The sequence below is a fragment of the Streptomyces sp. NPDC090025 genome (assembly GCF_044748125.1).
Lineage (GTDB): Bacteria > Actinomycetota > Actinomycetes > Streptomycetales > Streptomycetaceae > Streptomyces.
This window is the reverse complement of record NZ_JBIVFL010000016.1, coordinates 101,251-120,190: the sequence shown is the minus strand read 5'-3', so window position 1 is coordinate 120,190 and position 18,940 is coordinate 101,251. Positions and strand designations below refer to the sequence as shown.

18 protein-coding genes and 1 tRNA gene are annotated in these 18,940 nt (G+C 71.5%); 12 read left to right on the top strand and 7 right to left on the bottom strand.

The annotated features are described in order from the left end of the window. Positions 1-12: 12 nt before the first annotated feature. Positions 13-537 (bottom strand): ATP-binding protein, encoded by a 525-nt coding sequence (locus tag ACIPXM_RS29685; protein WP_401661719.1) that lies wholly within the window; start codon positions 535-537, stop codon positions 13-15. A gap of 206 nt (positions 538-743) precedes the next feature. Between ACIPXM_RS29685 and ACIPXM_RS29680 the strand changes: the two genes are divergently transcribed. Further along, positions 744-2,189 carry a carph-isopro domain-containing protein gene (locus ACIPXM_RS29680; RefSeq protein ID WP_401661716.1) on the top strand — a complete coding sequence of 482 codons (1,446 nt, stop codon included), beginning with the start codon at positions 744-746 and terminating at the stop codon, positions 2,187-2,189. Positions 2,190-2,199: 10 nt separating this feature from the next. Continuing rightward, positions 2,200-3,201 carry an FAD-dependent oxidoreductase gene (locus ACIPXM_RS29675; protein ID WP_401661713.1) on the top strand — a complete coding sequence of 334 codons (1,002 nt, stop codon included), beginning with the start codon at positions 2,200-2,202 and terminating at the stop codon, positions 3,199-3,201. A 201-nt stretch (positions 3,202-3,402) separates the two neighbouring features. Here the strand turns inward: ACIPXM_RS29675 and ACIPXM_RS29670 are convergent, their stop codons facing one another. The 5 genes from ACIPXM_RS29670 to ACIPXM_RS29650 all read right to left on the bottom strand — a co-directional run bounded on the left by ACIPXM_RS29670 (position 3,403) and on the right by ACIPXM_RS29650 (position 8,430). After that, entirely contained in the window at positions 3,403-5,109 is a 1,707-nt protein-coding gene (locus ACIPXM_RS29670) for a mobilization protein (RefSeq protein WP_401661710.1), read from the bottom strand. Beyond that, positions 5,106-5,624: a hypothetical protein gene (locus ACIPXM_RS29665; RefSeq protein WP_401661708.1), complete on the bottom strand. Its 519-nt coding sequence runs from the start codon at positions 5,622-5,624 to the stop codon at positions 5,106-5,108. The genes ACIPXM_RS29670 and ACIPXM_RS29665 overlap by 4 nt, the downstream gene beginning before the upstream one ends. A gap of 296 nt (positions 5,625-5,920) precedes the next feature. Then, on the bottom strand, positions 5,921-6,733 hold the full coding sequence (locus tag ACIPXM_RS29660) for a DUF2637 domain-containing protein (protein WP_401661705.1): 813 nt from the start codon (positions 6,731-6,733) through the stop codon (positions 5,921-5,923). A gap of 93 nt (positions 6,734-6,826) precedes the next feature. Then, complete coding sequence (locus ACIPXM_RS29655; RefSeq protein ID WP_401661897.1) at positions 6,827-7,525, bottom strand: ATP-binding protein; 699 nt, start codon at positions 7,523-7,525, stop codon at positions 6,827-6,829. After that, entirely contained in the window at positions 7,522-8,430 is a 909-nt protein-coding gene (locus ACIPXM_RS29650; protein WP_401661894.1) for a hypothetical protein, read from the bottom strand. Before ACIPXM_RS29650 ends, ACIPXM_RS29655 begins: the two co-directional genes overlap by 4 nt. Positions 8,431-8,701: 271 nt before the next feature. On the opposite strand from ACIPXM_RS29650, the gene ACIPXM_RS29645 reads away from it, so the two are divergent. The 6 genes from ACIPXM_RS29645 to ACIPXM_RS29620 all read left to right on the top strand — a co-directional run bounded on the left by ACIPXM_RS29645 (position 8,702) and on the right by ACIPXM_RS29620 (position 12,304). Further along, positions 8,702-8,986, top strand: a complete 285-nt coding sequence (locus ACIPXM_RS29645) for a helix-turn-helix domain-containing protein (RefSeq protein WP_401661702.1) — start codon at positions 8,702-8,704, stop codon at positions 8,984-8,986. A 111-nt stretch (positions 8,987-9,097) separates the two neighbouring features. Continuing rightward, complete coding sequence (locus ACIPXM_RS29640) at positions 9,098-9,310, top strand: helix-turn-helix transcriptional regulator (RefSeq protein ID WP_385203979.1); 213 nt, start codon at positions 9,098-9,100, stop codon at positions 9,308-9,310. Next, the gene (locus ACIPXM_RS29635) at positions 9,307-10,194 is read left to right on the top strand and encodes a hypothetical protein (RefSeq protein WP_401661698.1); all 888 of its coding nucleotides are present in this window, start codon (positions 9,307-9,309) and stop codon (positions 10,192-10,194) included. The genes ACIPXM_RS29640 and ACIPXM_RS29635 overlap by 4 nt, the downstream gene beginning before the upstream one ends. 115 nt (positions 10,195-10,309) lie before the next feature. Next, positions 10,310-10,738 (top strand): hypothetical protein, encoded by a 429-nt coding sequence (locus tag ACIPXM_RS29630; protein WP_401661695.1) that lies wholly within the window; start codon positions 10,310-10,312, stop codon positions 10,736-10,738. A 199-nt stretch (positions 10,739-10,937) separates the two neighbouring features. Further along, positions 10,938-11,309 carry a hypothetical protein gene (locus ACIPXM_RS29625; RefSeq protein WP_401661692.1) on the top strand — a complete coding sequence of 124 codons (372 nt, stop codon included), beginning with the start codon at positions 10,938-10,940 and terminating at the stop codon, positions 11,307-11,309. A gap of 275 nt (positions 11,310-11,584) precedes the next feature. Beyond that, entirely contained in the window at positions 11,585-12,304 is a 720-nt protein-coding gene (locus ACIPXM_RS29620; protein ID WP_401661689.1) for a DUF317 domain-containing protein, read from the top strand. Positions 12,305-12,489: 185 nt separating this feature from the next. Here ACIPXM_RS29620 and ACIPXM_RS29615 read toward each other — a convergent pair. Then, a tRNA-Arg gene (locus ACIPXM_RS29615) sits at positions 12,490-12,562 on the bottom strand. A 262-nt stretch (positions 12,563-12,824) separates the two neighbouring features. Here ACIPXM_RS29615 and ACIPXM_RS29610 point away from each other — a divergent pair. The 4 genes from ACIPXM_RS29610 (at position 12,825) to ACIPXM_RS29595 (ending at position 18,833) form a co-directional block, all read left to right on the top strand. Continuing rightward, entirely contained in the window at positions 12,825-14,483 is a 1,659-nt protein-coding gene (locus tag ACIPXM_RS29610) for a dynamin family protein (RefSeq protein WP_401661686.1), read from the top strand. 61 nt (positions 14,484-14,544) lie between these two features. Next, the gene (locus ACIPXM_RS29605; RefSeq protein ID WP_401661892.1) at positions 14,545-16,416 is read left to right on the top strand and encodes a GTPase; all 1,872 of its coding nucleotides are present in this window, start codon (positions 14,545-14,547) and stop codon (positions 16,414-16,416) included. A 215-nt stretch (positions 16,417-16,631) separates the two neighbouring features. Next, complete coding sequence (locus ACIPXM_RS29600; protein ID WP_401661683.1) at positions 16,632-17,147, top strand: single-stranded DNA-binding protein; 516 nt, start codon at positions 16,632-16,634, stop codon at positions 17,145-17,147. A gap of 261 nt (positions 17,148-17,408) precedes the next feature. After that, positions 17,409-18,833: a Cys-Gln thioester bond-forming surface protein gene (locus ACIPXM_RS29595; protein WP_401661680.1), complete on the top strand. Its 1,425-nt coding sequence runs from the start codon at positions 17,409-17,411 to the stop codon at positions 18,831-18,833. Positions 18,834-18,940: the final 107 nt, after the last annotated feature.

Sequence of the window (18,940 nt, the reverse complement as noted above, 5' to 3'; positions counted from 1 at the left end):
CGGGAGTGGGCTTCAGGTGTTGGCGGTCGAAGGGCGGACCCCGCGGGTGAGCCGGCACCAGGCGCGGGTGCCGTGGGCGGCGGTCGTCAGCGACCAGGCATCGGCCAGGGCCTCGACGATGACCAGCCCTCGTCCCGATTCGGCCTCCTCCTCGGCAGCTGGAGGAGAGGACGGCGGGCGGTGGGAGCAGCCGCCGTCCGTAACGGTGATCTCGACCTCCAGACCGCCAGTGGTCGGTGTCGTGCGGTCGACGCACAGGACAAGGGGCGGGCTGCCCGAGGCGAACGCGTTCGTCGCGAGCTCGGACGTGATCAGCCGGGCGTCATCGAGGAGGTCCGCCTCGGTGCCATGGAGTGCGACCGTCACGGCCTTCCGGGCGACCTCGGCCGCGTTCGGCCCGTACGGCAGATCCGTGATCAGCGAGGTCGCGCGGGCGGCGCCGGCGTCGGTCTGCCCGGCTATGGGGGCCGGCCGTCCGACGCTGCGCTCCAGCACGCTGCCCGGACGGGCTCGGGAGGTGCTCGTGCGGTGTCTCAAGGCCCACCCCTTTCTCCGTCGGCACCGAAGGCGGCGCCTTCCGCCGGGATCCAAGAACACCGGAGGAGGCCGGTCGCGCAGGACCCGATCAACGGGTCAACTCAGTCAACTTCCTTGAGGAGGAGGTGAATCAGCCGCCAGAGGGCGTCACCATGAGGGAGCGCGAGAAGTGATGGACGAACCACTGGGGCAAGAGGTGGTCGAACGTGGCACCGCAGGCAGGGGAACCCAACGCCGTACTGGCAGGGTGCCTCGACGAACTCGGGTGGAGCCCGAAAGCGCTCGCTCGCAAGCTCAACAGGGTGTTCGGAGCGGGGACGGTGGCCGAGTCGGCGCCGTACCACTGGCGGGACGCCGGTTCGCTGCCGCGCTCGCCGTTACCGATGATGGCCGCCTACGTGCTCTCCCAGGAACTGGGTAGACCTGTCTCGGTGGCCGAACTCTGGCAGGGCCGCGTGGGCGACTCCTCGGCGCTCTTGCCGGCCGATACGGATCTCGCACGGCCCTGGACCGTGCAGGGCATGGAGGCGATCGTGGAGGACTGGGTGATGGGAGGGCTCGTCGACCGACGCCGGTTCCTCGCGATCTCGGGCGCGGGGCTCCTCGCGATCGTCGCCCAGTACCTCGACGGCACTGCGGGGCGTGGCCAGTACGCGCCTCGGATCACGCCGTCCCTGGGCGCCGATCCACTCGTGGACCAAGTCGAACAGCACCTGCCCATGCTCTCCGCGCTCGACGACGAGCACGGTGGAGCACGTCATCTCCCGTACGTGGGTGCCCAGTTCCGTGCGGTTGGTCTGCTGATCCGCGAAGGCGGTCATGCTCCCGCCGTCGCGAGCCGCCTCATCCGCGCGCTCGCGGAGATCGGCCAGCTGGCCGGCTGGATGGCCTTCGACGCCGCCGACCACGGTCTGGCGCAGCGCTACTTCGCCACGGCGCTGCGGGCGGCGCATCAGGTCAACGACCTGCCCCTGTGTGCCCACATCCTCGGCGACCTCTCCTTCCAGGCCGCGAGCAGGGGACACCCGGCAGACGCCATCGCTCTCGGCGAGGCCGCCCGCCGCGCCAGCGACGCCGCCCCGCCGGTCGTACGGGCATCCGTCCTGTCCCGGCTCGCGTACGCGTACGCCGCTGCCGGCCGTGACAACGACTTCGCCCACACCCGCGGGGCCGCCCGCGAACTGATCGCCAGCCGGGACGGCGGCCAAGAGGAACCCCGCTGGATGTACTTCCTCACCGACAACCACCTGGACTGCCAAGCCGGTTACGGCCTCATTCAGATGGGCCGCGCCCAGCTGAAGGCGGATGGCGGCGCGAGGGGACGGCGCTTCCTCGCCCAGGGGTCGCAGATGCTCCGATCCGGGGCGTACGACGTCCCGCGCGGCGACCCCAGCCAGCGCAGGGCCATGTTCGAAGGGGCCTGGCTGGCCCTGGGCCACAGCGGTCATGGTGATCTGGAGGCCGCCTGCGAGGTCGGCCAGATCGTCGCTGACCGCCTCGATGTCGTGCGCTCGCCTCGCAGCGCGGCCCTGCTCCACCAGCTCGCCGCAGACCTGCGCCGCCGACAGCGCAACGCCCACGTGCGCAGCTTCCTGCCAGCCCTGGAGCACGCCCTCGCCGAACACGCCCCGTCGACGCCGCCTGGCCGTTAGGGTCGGGATCATGACCGCAGGGGAGCGCGTTGTCGTTGTCGGGGCTGGGGTGGCAGGGCTCACCAGCGCCGTCGTTCTCGCCGAGGCCGGTGCCTCGGTGCACGTGATCGCCGAGCAGGTGCCGGGCGCCACGTCGCTGGCTGCGGGGGCGATGTGGGGGCCGTACCTGGTCGAACCGAAGGAGAAGGTCGACCGGTGGGGGCAGCGGTCCCTGGAGGTCTTCCGCGAGCTGGCCGAGGACTCGACCACGGGCGTCCGGCTCACCAGCGGCATCGAGGCGTCCCGCACGGCCGAGGCACCACCGGACTGGGCCACCACCCTGCCCGGCTTCCGGCTGTGTGAGCCGGCCGAACTGCCGACCGGGTTCTCGGCCGGCTACCGGTTCACGGTGCCGCTGATCGACATGCCCACCTACCTCGAATACCTCCTGCGTCGGCTCGAAGCTGCAGGGGGAACGGTCGAGCGGCGTCGCCTGGCTTCGCTTGCGGATGCCGAACCTGCTCCAGTGATCGTCAACTGCACGGGGCTGGGAGCCCAGGAGCTGGTCCCTGACCCTGACCTTCGGCCCATCCGCGGACAGCACGTCGTCGTCACCAACCCGGGACTGACCGAGTTCTTCTCCGAGGACACCGGTCTCTCGCCGGAGCTGCTGTGCTTCTACCCCCACGGCGACACCGTCGTCCTGGGCGGTACGGCCATCGACGGTGAAGGCGACCTCAACACCGACGGCAAGGCGGTAGTCGGAATCCTCTCTCGCTGTGCCGAGGTTGAACCCCGTCTCGCAGAGGCCCGCGTCCTGGAGCACCGGATTGGCGCCCGGCCGACCCGTGCCGCAGTCCGCGTGGAGGCGGAGCGGCGGGAGGACGGCACCTTGGTGCTGCACAACTACGGGCACGGAGGCGCCGGCGTCACGCTCTCCTGGGGCTGTGCCGAAGAGGCCGCGAACCTCCTGGCTGCCGACGGGGGAGACCGGGCGGGAACGAACTGCCGACGAAGCCCTTCCTCGACGTAGTTGTCTGTGCCGCCGGTATCGCGGGCGACGCCCACCAGCTGATCACTAGGGTGAAGACGTCGGCGCCGAGGTAGGTATCGGTTTCGGGCATGGGTGCTCGCCTCACATGGTGGGGTGGGTGCTGATAGGTCCACGGTGCGGAGAATCCCCGGTTAGGTTAACCGGGGATTCTCGGCTATGTGTCGCCGTCCGACCTGCGGCTTAGCCCCGTCGCCGGGGCCTGTTTGAGGCGTTGATTCCCAGTGCCTCGGTTGTCCGTGGCGCAGCGAGATCACGCTTGTGTCCGGCGGCAGCCACGTACTCGGGATACGGGTGGGCGGGCAGATTGGCCATGCGTCGTACGCGCCACATCAGCACGTCGCTGACTGACTCTGCGGTGCTCAGCTCGCGGCGTCCTGCCACGTCGGCGAGAACGCTGACAGAGGTGTCACCGGCGGCCTCGGCGTCAGCGAGTGTGGCGGCGAGGGCTGGCCAGCCGGGCTCGGCCATGACCTGCTCAGCCAGCTCGGGGATTGCCGCCCGTACGACGTCGGCCTGTCGCTGCAGAAGTGGGCGTGCGAGGTTCCGGCCGCGCTGGTGGAGGACGGCGAGCGGCTCCTCGGCGGCGACGCGGTAGGCGACGCGCAGGTGCTCGGAGGCCCGGTGAGCTGCTTCGGCCTGCTGGGCGTGGCCCTTCCTGGCGTGCCAGTGGACGGCGGCGGTGATCAGGAAGAACAGCATGTCGATCGCCATCGCCGTGGTGGCACCGTCCTCCCCGCGGCCGAGGGCCGGCCCGCCGCGGACGAGCTCGCGGGCGGCCTGTCGCAGGGCACGGTCGTGTCCGCGGGTGCGGATGTGGGAGCGGGTGGCGCGCTCGAACGCCCGGGCAGCTTCTTGTAGTTCGTGGCGGGTATGGGCGGCGGAGGTCTTGGCGAGCGCGTCGAGTACCTCTCCGGTGGCGGCGATGTGGGCGGCGGCGACCGCGTCCTCGCCGCTGCGGATGACGAGGATCGCTTCCGAGAGCGCAGCCGCCGCACGCCGACGTGCGGCAGCCGGTGCCGTCGGCCCGGCAGGCGGCGGAGGCTCGGGCTGGTCCATGGACCAGCGTTCGCGGATGCGGGGCAGGGAGAGGTCGGGGGCGAGGCGGGCGCCGGGGTAGTAGACCGGCTCGCCCTGGGCGTTGCGGTCGTCGGGCAGCGCGACCTTGTAACCCAGGAGGTCACCGGAAGGGGCGACGCGTTTCTTGACCAGGAGGCCGGCGGCGGTCAGGCGGCTGAAGAACTCGTCGTCGGTGACCGCGCCGGCCGCGGCTCGTCGTACGGTCTCGCGGAGTTCTTCGCGGGCGGTGCGCTCGCGGCCGTGGCGTCCGGCCTTGTGGCGTTCGGCGCTGGTGGGGCGCTGGGCGGCGGTGCCGTCGCCGGGTGCGACCTGGTGCAGGCCGAGCTCCTGCTCGATGATCCGGTCCTCGGCCTGGGCGCGCTTGCCGGAGCGGAAGTCGTCGGGCCGGGTGCCGTCCTCGCACACGAGCGTGGCGACGATGTGGATGTGGTCGTCCGCGTGGCGTACGGCGGCCCAGCGGCAGCCGGGCTGCCCTTCACCGGGGTCGATGCCGGTGGCGGCGACGATCCGGCGGGCCACCTCGGCCCATTCCTCGTCGGACAGCGTCCGGTCGCCGGGTGCGGTGCGGACGGAGGTGTGCCAGACGTGCTTGGTGGGACGGGCGTGTTCCGGCAGTGCCTGGACGGGCTGGTCGAGGAGCTGCTGGAGGGCCTTCAGCGTGGCGTTCGGGTCGCGGCCGGGGTCGGGGGCCATGCCGTCGAACGAGGCGACGAGGTGCGGGTCGACGTGCTCCTCGTGCTTGCCGGGGCCGTAGAGGTAGGCGAGCAGGCCGATGGTCCGGTCGCCGGCCGGGTTGATGCTGGGGATCACGCCGCCTGCTGTCGTTCGAGGATGCTGGTCGCGGCGGCGTGCACGGCGTCGGCGGCACGCCGGACCGCCGCGGCGGTGGCGTCCAGCTGAGGTGCGTCCGCGCCGGAGTTGAGGGCCTTCACGGCCTGGTTGAGGTTGCTGCCGGCCCAGCCGAGCTTGCGCCGGCTGTCGAACAGCGCGGTGAGCATGTCGCGCTCGGTGGCGATCTCGGCACTGGTGCGGCCGAGGTCACGGGCTGCGGCGAGGGCGGCACGGGCGAGGAAGCCGCCGACGGTCAGGTGGCACTGGGCGGCGGCGGTGACGACGAGCGCGTACTCGTCGTCGTTGAAGCGGGTCGAGTGCTGGTGACGGCGCTTCTTCTCAGGCGGCTGACGTGGACGCTGGCGGACACGACGCTCACGACGGCGAGGCTTCGGCTTCTTCTCGTTCCCCGGCTCCGATCCGCCCCCGGTCGAAGCCTTCCGGACCTGCGCCCCCTGGTGCAGGCCCTCTCCCGTCCCCGCGGGGACGGGCACGGCGGAAGCACTGCTTCCGCCCCAACTTGCTCCGCTGTGGACAGGACTGACGGGCTTTGGGGACCGTGGGGGCTGTCCGGTCGGCTGAGGCGGCAACGTCGTGGCAGGGGTGGGGTGCTGCGGGTCGGGTGTCATGTGGGAAACCTTCTGTAGGACGGCGTGGAGGGATCTCCGTGCTTCGTGGACTCCTCGCTGGGGACGGAGGGTGTCCGGAAATACGGAGGGGACGGGCTGGTCGGTCCTGACCGGTGTGGTCCGGACCGACCGGAAGGCGCGTGACCTGCGGCTATTTCCGGTCAGTCGTCCTTGGGGGTTTCGGACGGGCGATCGGGGACCGTCCCGTCGAGGAGGTCTCGGAGCTCCGTGATGCGGTCGTTGCTGATGGTGTGGCCGGCCGCGCGGAGGGTTTCCCGGATGGCCTTTCGGGTTTGATCGCCCTCCATCTGCTTGACGATCGGGACGAACTCGTCGAGGTCTCCGGTCGTGGGACGGCCGACCTTGCGCGGACGTGCCTGAAGCTCCTCGTCGACGGCTGTCGGCGAGCTGCTGCCCGTGTGCGCGGATGCGGCCTGGACAGGGGTCGGGTGCGGGCGGGAACGGTCCCCTTCGCGCGGGTGCTCCGGGACGGCAGGGCTTGTGGCCCGGCGCTGATCGGTCCGGGGCTCACGGTTCGGTTGCGCGAGGTGCTGGTGGATCTGGCGCATGAGGACGCCGAAGGCGAGGAGTGCTGCGGTCGGGGGTACGGCGGCGACGACGTAGTCGAGGACGGGGACGTCGGCGGGGTCGCGGGTGCCGGTGACGCCGGCGACGTTGAGGGCGATGGAGCCGAGGGAGCCGGTGGTGGTGAGGGCGATGGCCCAGCCGTCGGGCCGTCGGCGCAGGCTGGCTCGGAGCATGAGGAGTTCGCCGGCGACGATGAAGGCGTCGAGGGTGGCGGGCCAGGCCCACATGCGGGCGGGGGAGTTGCCGAGGCCGTGGTCTCCGGCGACCTCGGCCAGGTGGGCGTAGGAGAGCCAGAAACCTGCGGCGGTGAGGGTGAGGATCACGGCGCCGGCGGCGAGGAGGGTGTACCGGTCGACGGGGTGAGGGGCAGGTGAAGGAGTGGTCAAGAGGGGAAGCTCCAGGGCAGGGCGTAGTGGCGAGGCGTCCGTTGCGATAGGACCGGATGGCCCGGGAGAGGGTCTGCGGTGTAGCGGCGAGCGTCAGGCGGCACGTCTGGGACGGCGGCGGTCGGGGCCGTCGAGGGTGACGCGTTCGGTCATCTGGGCCAGGCGGGAGGAGACTCGGTCGCCGAGGGCCGTGCGCAGGGCGTCGGTGGTGAGGTTGCTGGTGATCAGGGTGGGGCGCAGGTGCTCGTACCTGTGGTTGATCAGCCGGTAGGTGACCTCCTCGGTCCACTCGCTGGTCTTCGTCGCGCCGAGGTCGTCCAGGAGCAGCAGCGGACAGCGCATCAGGCTCTGCAGGTCGCGTTCGTTCTCGAACCCGGGCCGTGGGCGCAGGCGGGCGTACAGGTCGGCGGCGGTGACGGCTTCCCAGCGCAGGCGGACCCCGGCGGCCAGCAGGCTGCGGATGGCGCCGTACGCCTGGTGGGTCTTGCCCGTGCCGGTCGGGCCGACGATCCGCAGCGAGGGGCCCTCCGCGATGCCCGGCGCGCCGGCGGGGCCGGGGCGTCCGGCGCGGGCGATCGTCTTCGCCCAAGCGGTGACCTGGGGGTGGTCGGCGAGGGCGTGCCGGAAGCGGGCGGGTATACGGGCCTCGGCCAGCTCCAGCGCGGTGACCGGCTCGGCCACCGGCTCCTGCGCCGTGGCCTCGGGGGCGATGCCACGCTGGACCAGGATGTCGCCGAGCCGGCCGGTGATCCGGGCGGGCTGCTGCCGAGCGCGGGTGAGGGCGGCGGTCAGAGTTCACCTCCGTAGGCGGCAGCCACGTCAGTGGGGTTGGTCCACGGCCGGTGGGGAGCGGTGGCGGCCGGGACGGCGTTCATGGCCTCGTGCACGAGGCTGGGCAGGAGGCTCGCGTGCAGGCCCTTGACGCGGTGGCGGTCGAGGCCGGCGCGGATGTGGTCCGGGGCGATGCCCTCGGCCAGGAGCTTCTTCACCTCGCGGCCGAGATGGCCGAGCACGTCCTGCGGCGGGCGATGCGGGCATCCGGCGGCGTACTCGCCGATCAGGTCCTTCGTCGAGACCGAGTCCGAGACCGAGTCCGAGCCGGGTGCGGGGGCGCTTGCGCCCCCCAACGGGGTAGATCCTAGATCCCTGTTCCTAGGTCCTAGATCCGGACAGGGAGGGCTCACGGAGGGCTCGGTGAGCCCTCCGTGCGGCTGCGGTGAGTGTTCACGGAACCGGCTCTGACCTGCGGATTCGTCGTTCACGGAGGGCTCCGTGAGTCCTCCCGGACGATTCGCGGAGGACTCCACGAGAGCTCCCTGCGCCAGCGGTGAGGGCTCGTGCGGAATGACGAGGTCGTGGTGCGGGCACGGCGGAGTGCGGACGCCGCTGGGCCGGTTGATCTTCTGGTGCTGGGCGAAGGTCACGATGTGCAGGTACCGCTTGCCGTCCTCGCCCTCGTAGCGGCAGATCAGCCCGGCGTCGTCGAGCTGGATCAGGTCGTCCTCGACCGCCTCCGGGCCGTGCTCGCGGCGCAGCGACCACAGCTGGCCGGCGATGACGGCTGCCTGGTCGCGGAACCGGCCTTGGTCGTCGGCCTGGGTGAGCAGCCCGAAGAAGGTCCGCTCGGCGGACAGGGACACCGCCGCGAGGGACTCGGACGAGAAGGCCTCGGGCTTGATGGTGCGGATACGGGCGATGGCGACCGACCACCTTTCGGGAGAGGGGCTGGGGAATCCGGCGCTGCCGGGGTGCGTGGCCAACACAGCCACACCTGGGGCGCAGAAGTCCAGACTTTGCTCAGGAATTCCGCACAACTCGTCGGCATATCGCGTCGGCGAGTCCGGTCACTGTAGGGCCGGATTCCCGGTCGCCGAAATCACCGCAGAAAAGCGCGGCGCGATCCGCATCGCTCACGGCAGACAGGAATGCCCTTCCGGACCGGCCGGCGCGCAAGCTGCAACACCACTCATGCCGCCACGCCCCCTCGCCATCGGACCCGCCGGACACGCCGCCGCCCACGCCATCGAACGCACCCGCACCGCCCGCGGCTACTCCCAGCGTCAGCTTGCCGCCCGGGTCACCGCACTGGGCCGGCCCATGACCTTCACCGCGCTCTCCCGCATCGAACGTACCGTCCGCCGCTGCGACATCGACGACCTCGTCGCCATCGCCGCAGCCCTCGGAATCGCCCCGCAGGCCCTCCTTGCCGGTCCCCGCACACCCCCAGGGGCGGTCGGGGCGGGCGAAATATAGCCGACGATCCCCGGTTAGCGAAACCGGGGATTCTCCGGATCATTGTGGATCCCGGAACGCCCGTCGCGCCGGTCCCCGCCAGAGCCATGCCCGTTTCCCGAAAGAGACACCTTGCGTCGATCCCCGATATCCGCCACCCGCCGCTCCGAAGAAAAGCTCACCGTCGACGAGCTTTGCGAAGAGCTGCGGATTTCCCGGTCGACCTTCTACGACTGGCGCCAGAAAGGACGCGCGCCCCGCTGCGTGAAACTCCCGAACGGCAGCCTGCGCGTCCGCCGCAGCGACCTGGAGAACTGGCTCACCGACTGTGAGGCCGCCGCGTGACCAACCGGTCCTACAAGGTCCGGTTCCGTACGACCGAGGTCTACAAAGGAAAGCGCGGCACCACCTACACCGTCCGCTGGTCCGTCGACGGTCATCGCCACGGAGAGACCTTCAAGACGACCGCTGCCGCAGACTCCTTCTGCGCCACCCTGCTCGTCGCCGCCAACAACGGCGAGCCCTTCGACCAGAGCACCGGCCGGCCGGTCTCCCACGCGGCGTCGGCGGCTGGGATCACCTGGTACGACTTCGCCCTGCAGTACGTCGACATGAAGTGGTCCCGCATTTCGGCGAACAACCGCATCAGCACTGCCAAGGCCCTGACCAAGGCCACGCTCGCACTCCTGCGGACCGAGCCCGTCCAGTACGAGGGTGTCGATGTCCGCAAGGCGCTGCGCGAGTACGCCTTCAACAAGAACCGCCGGGATGAAGCCCCGCCCGAGTACCGGGCGATCCTGGCGTGGATCCGGCGCCACTCGTTGCCGATGAACGCCTGGGAGGACAGCAAGCACGTCGACGCCGTGCTCCACGCGCTCGACACCATGCTCGACGGCACACCGTCCGCTGCCAGCTCGGCCAAGCGCTACCGCCGGATCCTGAACGTCGTCCTCAACTACGCCGTCCGCCAGAACATCCTCCAGTCCAACCCCATGCCCAAGGGCAAAGGCGAGAGCACCGCCCCGAAGACGTCCGGCGCCGTCGACAAGCGCTCCCTCCTCAACCCGCACCAAGTGGCCGCCCTGCTCACCTGGATCGCCGCCCGCCCCCGCACCGGCCATCGGCTCATGGCATTCTTCGCGACTCTCTACTACGCAGGGCTGCGCCCCGAGGAAGCGGTCGCGCTACGAGTCGAGGACGCGGTCCTTTCCGGAGACCGGCTGGGGTGAGCTCCGTGTCCACACGGCCGAGCCCGAGGTCGGCAGTCACTGGACCGACGACGGTGAGGTCCATGAGACCCGCGACCTCAAGGGCCGGGCGGCCGGTGACACGAGGACAGTCCCCGTGCACCCCGCCCTGGTCGCGATCCTTCGTGCCCTCGTCGCCCGCGACGAACTCAAGCCCGGCGATCTCCTCTTCCCCGGGGAGAAGGGCGGTCTCCTCGCCGGCTCCGTCTACCGGCGGGCCTGGGGCAAGGCGCGTGAGGCCGTCCTGCCCGCGCACGAGTTCACGTCGCCCGTCGGCAAGCGCGTGTACGACCTCCGCCACACCTGCCTGACGACCTGGCTCAACAACGGCATCCCGCCCGCCCAGGTCGCCGAATGGGCCGGCAACAGCGTCCCCGTCCTACTCTCCACCTACGCTCGCTGCATCACCGGGCAGATCGCCGAACTCCAGCAGCGCATCGAGGGGCCCCAGACGCTCCCAGCGGTGGCCGCGCCGTCAGGCCCTGCGGGTTCGTGCCCTCCAGCGAGGCCGCACCGCGCTTGGTGAATGCGGGCGGGTGCTCAGGCGATGCTGAGCTGGCCAGGCGGCAGCTTGCCGGGTCCGTTGCGTTCAAGCTGCTGGCGGACCAAGAGCTTGTTCCCTAGCGCAGTTGAGCGCGACGAGGTCCAGCGATCGCCGGACATGGGCGCCTTCAGGGAGGTAAGAAGTGTTAGGAATGTCGAACACTTCTTAAGGGTGGCCGGTCATGGACATGGATGACGAGCTCAAGAAGCTCAAGCTGCGCCGACTCAAGGCGCTCACCGTCTACTACGAGGCCGAGACCGAACTGCGCCGCCAACTCGATGGGCAGCTCGCCGAGATTGAATCTGAGACGGCCCGATTGCTGGACACGAACTATGCGCTCCCCTGCCTCGTCCGCAAGACTCAGGGGCCAGATCACACCGTCTATCACTCTGCGGATGCCCCCTGCGGTCGGGTTCGCGACCGCCGCAACTTCAAGACGGTGGGCGAGTGGACGGCCATGGAAGAAGGGGACTACCAGTATCTCCTGAATCGATGCACTGCCTGTGATTGGAAGAAGGCGGCGCGGGTTAAGGCGCAGCAAGAGCAGCGGTGACTCCGTGCGGGCGACCATAGGCCGCGCCGGACAGGGAGCGCGGCCTAGGTCGGCGTGGCTGGACTGCCCGTGGGTGCGTGGCGACGACATAGAGCGGGGGCTCGGCTGATGCCGGGCCCCTCTGCTGTGCCAGTTCGCCGGAGGCAGACGCGGAAGAAGCCCGAGAGACTGGAGGCATCCCCGTGACCATGCCAACGTAGACGCCCCCGGAACCTCAGCCGCTTGGAGGCGCTCTGTACCTGCATCATCACGACGATTCCTCCCGCCCAGACCCGGTGTACTGGGTCACCCCTCGCCACCTGGCGGGCGACGACGAGGCTCTCGCTGACCAGGTGGGCGCGGCCCTCTCGTCCGCAGGCTGGCGGATGTGGCCGACCGCCCGCGATACCTTCCTCTATACGAGCCCCAACGGGCTGTGCGGCGCCGAGTGGACACGCGCCGCCTGCTCCTTCGAACTGGGAGACCTTCCGGTTGCTTGGCAGGTCTCGGTCCGGCCCCGTCCGGATAGCGCCTTGGTGGAGTGGAACGCGTACTTCACTGCCGGCCTCCCCCATGAGGCGCTGATCGACTTCCTTCTCGCCCTCGACGCCCGCACGGAACCTGCGTTTTCCTTCAGCAGCCCCGAAGCCGTCGTGGCGGCGGTCTGCGCCCAGGGATGGGCTCGCGACATCGATCGTCCGCACGCGGCCGCTCTCGCTCCTGGACTCTCGGCCGGCATCTCCTTGGAGGAGGTGCCTCCGCTCGTTCGCGACGCCGATCCGCGACCCGGACGGTTCGGCTGGCAGGCGTGGGCAGAGCCCGTCGTCGGAGACCAATACCTGTGGTGTGCCAGCTTCAGCAGCAGCGTGCCGCATGATCTGGTTGCGACCTTCGCTTCCTCGCTCGCCTCGCCGCATCCCGTGCAGCGTTCCTGTCTGCCCGCCGGAGTCGAGGGCCGGCTGACGGTCGTCCGGCCGGGGATCGACCGGCAGAGAAGGGCGCGTGGGCCGGAGTGAGGCGGGCAGTGGGCGGCCCGAAACTTCGGGCCGTTTTCGGGCCGAACGGCCGCCAGAGGTCGCCCCCGACCGGATTCACCCGGACAGATCCAGCCATCCGAGTGGTTGTCCCGGCGCCCCCGCCACCGTCCGAAAAGAGCCATCGACCAGCAAAAAGACCCTCCCGAAGGAGGGTCCCGGTACTGCGCCCCCGGCAGGACTCGAACCTGCGGCCAAGTGCTTAGAAGGCACCTGCTCTATCCGCTGAGCTACGGGGGCCGGTGGTGGTGCGGGTCAAGGATAGGGGTCCTGTCGGGTCGGCCCGGTTGCTTCACCTGCGTGGCACGATGTGGAGGTTCGGTGAAGCGGTCCGATAATCGCAGGCAGGTGCGATTCGTGCAGCGCTTTTCGCGCCACTCGGGCCGGGTGTTGTGCAGTCGTTATGCCCGGGGTCCCCGGCTACATCCGTTCGGTCGGCGCGCGCAGCGGCAATACGCTTCAAAAAGGCTCCAAAATTGGGCATTCTTCGCATGTGGTGACCTTGGACGAACGGCCTCAGCTGATCGACGCACTCTCCGCCCTGCGCGACCGTGTCGCCGCCGTGCGTCTCCCTCTCCCCCTCCCCGGCGCACCGCGGGCCCGGCAGACCAGAGCCGAGCTGCTGGCACAGCTCGACGACTATCTCGTGCCCAGGCTCAAAGATCCCGACGCCCCGCTGCTCGCCGTCGTCGGCGGGTCCACCGGGGCCGGGAAGTCCACGCTGGTCAACTCCCTGGTGGGGCGGCGGGTCAGCGAGGCCGGAGTGCTGCGGCCCACCACCCGGACCCCCGTCCTGGTCTGCCACCCCGAGGACCACCACTGGTTCGCCGGGATGCGCGTCCTCCCGCAGCTCACCCGGGTCTGGCTGCCCCAGCAGGACGAGGACCACCCGGTCGAGGAACCCCAGGAGGACAACGCCCTCCGGGTCGAGACCGCCGCCGGGCTGCCCCGCGGCCTCGCCCTCCTCGACGCCCCCGACATCGACTCCCTCGTCGTCGAGAACCGGCTGCTCGCCGCCGAGTTGATCTGCGCCGCCGACATCTGGGTCATGGTCACCACCGCGTCCCGCTACGCCGACGCCGTGCCCTGGCATCTGCTCCGTACCGCGAAGGAGTACGACGCCACCCTCGTCACCGTCCTCGACCGGGTGCCCCACCAGGTCATCACCGAGGTCTCCCGGCAGTACGAGGCCCTGCTCGACAAGGCCGGGTTCGGCGACCTGCCCCGCTTCACCATCCCCGAGCTGCCCGAGTCCACCGCCGTCGGCAGCGGACTGCTCCCCGACAACGCCGTCGCCCCGCTGCGCGGCTGGCTCGCGCACTGCGCCCAGGACCCCGCCGCCCGCCAGCAGGCCGTCGGCAGGACCGCCGCCGGGGTGATCGACTCGCTCGACACCCGGATGCCCGAACTCGCCGGGGCCGTCGCCGCCCAGTACGCCGCCGCGGTACGGCTCGGCGGCGCCGTCGAGGCCGCGTACGAGGAGCAGGGCCGCCGGGTCCGCGAACAGGTCCGGCGCGGCGCCGTGCTCGCCGGGGACGCCCGGACCCGCTGGCGCGGCTACCCCCGCGACAGCTCCGCCGACGAACTCCTCGACGCCCTCGTCGAGTCGCTGGCCGCGCTCGTCCAGTGCGCCGTCGCCGCCGCCGACGAGCGGGTCCGGGACGCCTGGCGCCGCGAACCCGCCGCCGGGGCCCTCGCCCCGGGGAACCCCGTACCACCCCGTTCCCCCGCCGCGAACGGGGAGCAGGGGCGGGACGCGGGGGAGCGGATCGCGATGACCGTACGGCGCTGGCGGCGCGTCCTGGAGGAGATGGTCGAGGAGGAGGTACGGGACATGGAACGCCCGGCCGCCGCCCGGGGCTCCAAGCGTGCCGCGGCGGCCGCCGCCCCCGACACCGAGACCCTCACCGCCCTCCTCGCCGCCGTCCTGCTCGGCGGCCGCCGCACCCGCGCCGCCGGGGACCGGCTGGCCGAACTCCTCGGCGCCCAGGGCGCCCTCCGGCTCCGCGACAAGGGCGGCGACCTGATCGCCGGGTATCTCGACCGGGCCCTGCACACCGAACGCGACCGGCGTCTCGCGCCCCTCGACGCCCTCGACGTGACCCCCGAGCCGCAGGCCGAACTGATCGCCGCGCTCTCCGTACTGCAGAAGGAGAAGTGACCTCTTGGACGCAGTGGATGCCGCAGGCGTGCGGGACGACTCCGGCTCGGTGGACGACGCCATCGACGAGGCCATCGACGGCGCCATCGGTGACGCGAAGGCGTCGGCGGCGGGCGTGCGCTGGGACGACGGGCTGATCGCCCGCCGCGCCGCCGAGCGCGCCGCGCCCGCCGCCGACGGGACGGCGGTCGGAGAGGGCGAGGGACAGGGCGAGGAACAGGGCGAAGGTGAGGGCGACGACGGCCTCCCCCTCCTCGGCGGCAGCTACGGCGGCGCCCTGCGCACCCGGCTCGACGCCCTCCACGAGCTCGTCGGGCTGTCCCGCACCCGGGTCGAGAGCACCGCGCTCGCCGAGGCCGGTCGGGTGCTCGACGAGGCCGCGGCCCGGCAGCGGCTGTCCGCCCGGCACACCGTCGTCGCGATCGCGGGCGCCACCGGCAGCGGCAAGTCCTCGCTGTTCAACGCGCTGGCCGGGGTGCCCGTCTCGGAGACCGGGCTGCGCCGCCCCACCACGGCCGCGCCGATCGCGCTCAGCTGGTCGGAGGGGGCCGCGGGGCTGCTCGACCGGCTCGGGATCCCCGGGCGGCTGCGCCGCAGGCCGCTGGCGGGCGGCGCGGGCGACACCGGCCTTCAGGGGCTCGTGCTCATCGACCTGCCCGACCACGACTCGGCCGTCACCGCGCACCGCGACCAGGTGGACCGGCTGCTCGGTCTCGTCGACGCGGTGATCTGGGTGGTCGACCCGGAGAAGTACGCCGACGCGGCCCTGCACGAGCGCTATCTGCGGCCGCTGGCCGGACACGCCGAGATCACCTTCGTCGTGCTCAACCAGATCGACCGGCTCGGCACCGAGGCCGCCGACCTGGTCCTGGACGATCTGCGCCGCCTGCTCGACGAGGACGGCATGGCGCTCGGCGAGCACGGCGAGCCCGGCGCGACCGTGCTGCCGCTGTCCGCGCTCACCGGGGAGGGCGTGCCCGAACTTCGGGAGTGTCTGGGCAGGTTCGTCCAGGAACGCACCGCGCCCGAACGGCGGCTCGCCGCCGACGTGGACGCCGCCACGGCCCGGCTGCGGGCCGAGTTCGTCGCGGACGGGCGGCCGGGTCTCGACGAACGGGCCAGGGAGGAGTTCGCCGACCGGCTCGCGGGCGCGGTCGGCGCGCGGGCGGCGGGCGAGGCCGCCGAGCGGGTCTGGCGGCGCGGTGCGATCCGCGCCTGCGGGACCCCGTGGCTGCGGCTCTACCGCTGGTACGAGCGGGTGCGGGCGCACGGCACCGGCACCGATCCGCGTCTGACGGCCCCGGCCGAGGACGAGCTGACGGCGCGTCAGCGGGTGGAGCAGGCGGTCCGGATCGTCGCGGACGAGGCCGCGCGCGGGCTGCCGGGGCCGTGGGCGACGGCGGTCCGGGAGGCGGCGCTGCGCGGGGCGGACGGGCTGCCGGAGGCGCTGGACGAACTGACCGCGACGATGGGCGACCCGGCCGCCCGGCCGCCCCGCCCGGCCTGGTGGCCGGCCGCGGTCCTTGCGCAGGTGGTGATGACGTTCCTGCAGCTGTTCGGCGCGCTGTGGCTGGTCGGTCAGATCGTGGGGGTGCTCGAACCGCTGCTCTGGCCGCCGGTGTTGATCATGGTGGGCGGCATCGTCGGCGGCCCGCTGGTGGAGTGGGCGTGCGCGGCGGCGGTACGGGGACCGGCCCGGCGGTACGGGCAGGAGGCCGAGCGCAAGCTGCGCGAGGCGTCGGGAACCTGCGGCCGGGCCCGGGTGCTCGACCCGATCGCGGCGGAGCTGATGCGCTACCGGGAGGTGCGCGAGCAGTACGTGACGGCCTCGGGCGCGACCCGGATGGCGAGCCGGGCGGCGGCCGGGGCCGGGGGCCGGTTCGGCGGCACCCGGTTCGGCCCGACGCGGGCGGGGGCGGGCCGGGTCCGGTGAGGGCGGGGACGGGGGCGTGCCCGGGTCCGGTGAGGGCGGGGACGGGGGCGTGCCCGGGTCCGGTGAAGCGGAACCGCTCGATCGGGTGGGCGAGTTGTCCACAAGTCGCAGCTTGTCCACAGGCTTGAGCGGATTTCTCCGAGGTGTCCCAGTCTGGATCTCGGGAGGGCGAACGGCCCTCCGCGGCACCGGAGATCCGAAAGAGGCGTGGGCATATGAACGAGACGACTGTGACGCTGGTGGGCAACGTGGCGACGAACGTCGAGTACCGCGAGACGGCCTCGGGCGGGGTCGCCCGATTCCGCTTCGCGGTCACCGCGCGGCGCTGGGACCGTGAGCGGGCGGTCTGGACGGACGGTCCCACCAGCTTCTACACGGTGTCCGCCTGGCGCACCCTCGGTGCCCACCTCGCGGCTTCCGTGTCCGTGGGTGAACCCCTCGTCGTGCACGGCCGTTTGAAGATCAGGGAAGAGGAGCACGAGGGGCGCCGGAAGACCTTCGTCGATGTCGCGGCGGTCGCGGCCGGACACGACCTGACCCGCGGTACGGCGGCGTTCCGCCGCGCCGCCCGGCAGCACCCGGAGGCGCCCGCACCGGCCTCCGGCGCCGCTCCCGGTACCGGCTCCGGCTCCGGGGCGGGGTCCGGGGCGGACTCCGACGCGGATCCCTGGGCGACCCCGCCGCCCACGCCCGGGGGAGCGGCGGGCAACGCCTTGGTGACTGTTCCCTGACCGCTCGTTGACGCTCCGTCGTGGGGATTTGTCGATACCGTGACCTGCGGGTTCATTCTCAACTCCGAGAGCTGATAACGATTTCGAGTCGGTATGGTTATCGGATCGCCTGACGGGTCACGAGGGCCTTTCCCCGTCCCTAGGATTCCGGTTACTCATGAGGCGCTTGCTTCCAGTGGGTCAGTGAGTCTTGCAGGCGGGTGTGCTCCCCCCACGCGTATCGATCGACGACGCGGAGCAGCCCGACCGGAGGGGAAATCCATGTTTTCTGTACAGAGGCGCGGCCTTGCCCGCCTTGCCGCCACGGCCGCGGTCTCGGGTCTCGTCGTGGCGGGTTCGATAGCCGGCGCCGGTGCGGCGATGGCGGACCAGGCGGGCCAGGGCGGCGCCACGGCGACGCTCGGCGACCTGCGGGTCTACGACTACGTGACGATCGAGGAGAACGGCTGGCGGGTGCGGGCCGGCCTCTTCGACATGCAGGTCAAGTCCGGCGGCTCCGTCCAGACCTACTGCATCGACTTCCACACCGATGCCATCAAGGGCCAGGACTACGACGAGGTCGGCTGGGGTGAGTCGTCGCTCCACAACAACCCGAACGCGGGCAAGATCCGCTGGATCCTGCAGAACTCCTACCCGCAGGTGAACGACCTCGACGACCTGGCCAAGAAGGCCGGTGCCACCAAGCTCAGCGCGAAGAACGCCGCCGCCGCCACCCAGGCCGCGATCTGGCACTTCTCGGACAAGCTCACCGCGACGCCGGTCAACGCCGACGCCGCGAAGCTGACCGACTACCTGGAGAAGAGCGCCAAGGACCTCGAGGAGCCGAAGCCCTCCCTCGGTCTGAAGCCGACCTCCGTCGCGGGCAAGGCCGGTGGCCGCATCGGTCCGGTCACCGTCGACACCACCGCCGACAGCGCGTCCGTCGCGCTGGCCCCCGGCGCGCCCGCGGGCGTCAAGATCGTCGACGAGGGTGGCAAGGTCGTCAGCTCCGTCACCAAGGGTGAGAGCAAGATCTACTTCGACGTTCCGGCCGGCACCCCCGACGGCAAGGCCGAGGTCGTCGTCCAGGGCCAGACGCTGGTCCCGATCGGCCGCGCCTTCGTCAGCAAGCGGGTCAAGAGCCAGACGCTGATCCTGGCCGGCACCAGCACCTCCACCGTCTCCGCCAAGGCCTCCGCGAGCTGGGCGAAGCAGGGCGCGGTTCCCGCCGTCACGGCGATGAAGAACTGCGCCAAGGGCGGCGTCGACATCACCCTCTCCAACAAGGGTGACGAGGCGTGGGACGTGGACCTCAAGGGCGTGAAGTACTCGATCGCCGCCGGCGAGTCCAAGACGGTCACCGTCCCGGTCGCCGAGGACGAGGCGTACAAGTTCACCATCACCGGCCCGAACAAGTTCGAGCAGGTCATCGAGGGCGTCCTCGACTGCAAGACCGCGACCCCCGGCCCGAAGCCGTCCGAGACCCCCTCGGGCACCCCTTCCCCGTCCGAGACCCCGGCCACCGGTGGCACCACCGGTGACACCACCGGCGGCTCCACCACCGGCTCCACCACGGGCGGCGGTGACCTGGCCGAGACCGGTGGGTCCAGCGCCACCCCGATGATCGCCGGTGTCGCCGTCGCGCTCGTCGTGGTCGGCGGCGGCGCGGTCTTCTTCCTCCGCCGGAAGAAGGCTGCCGGTCAGTGACCGCGCGGACCGCGCACGGCCGGTGCCACCGGATGACACCCGGTAGCACCCCGTAGCGGTCGCGGCACCCGCAGTACCCAGGACGGCCCCGTCGCGCACCGCGCGAC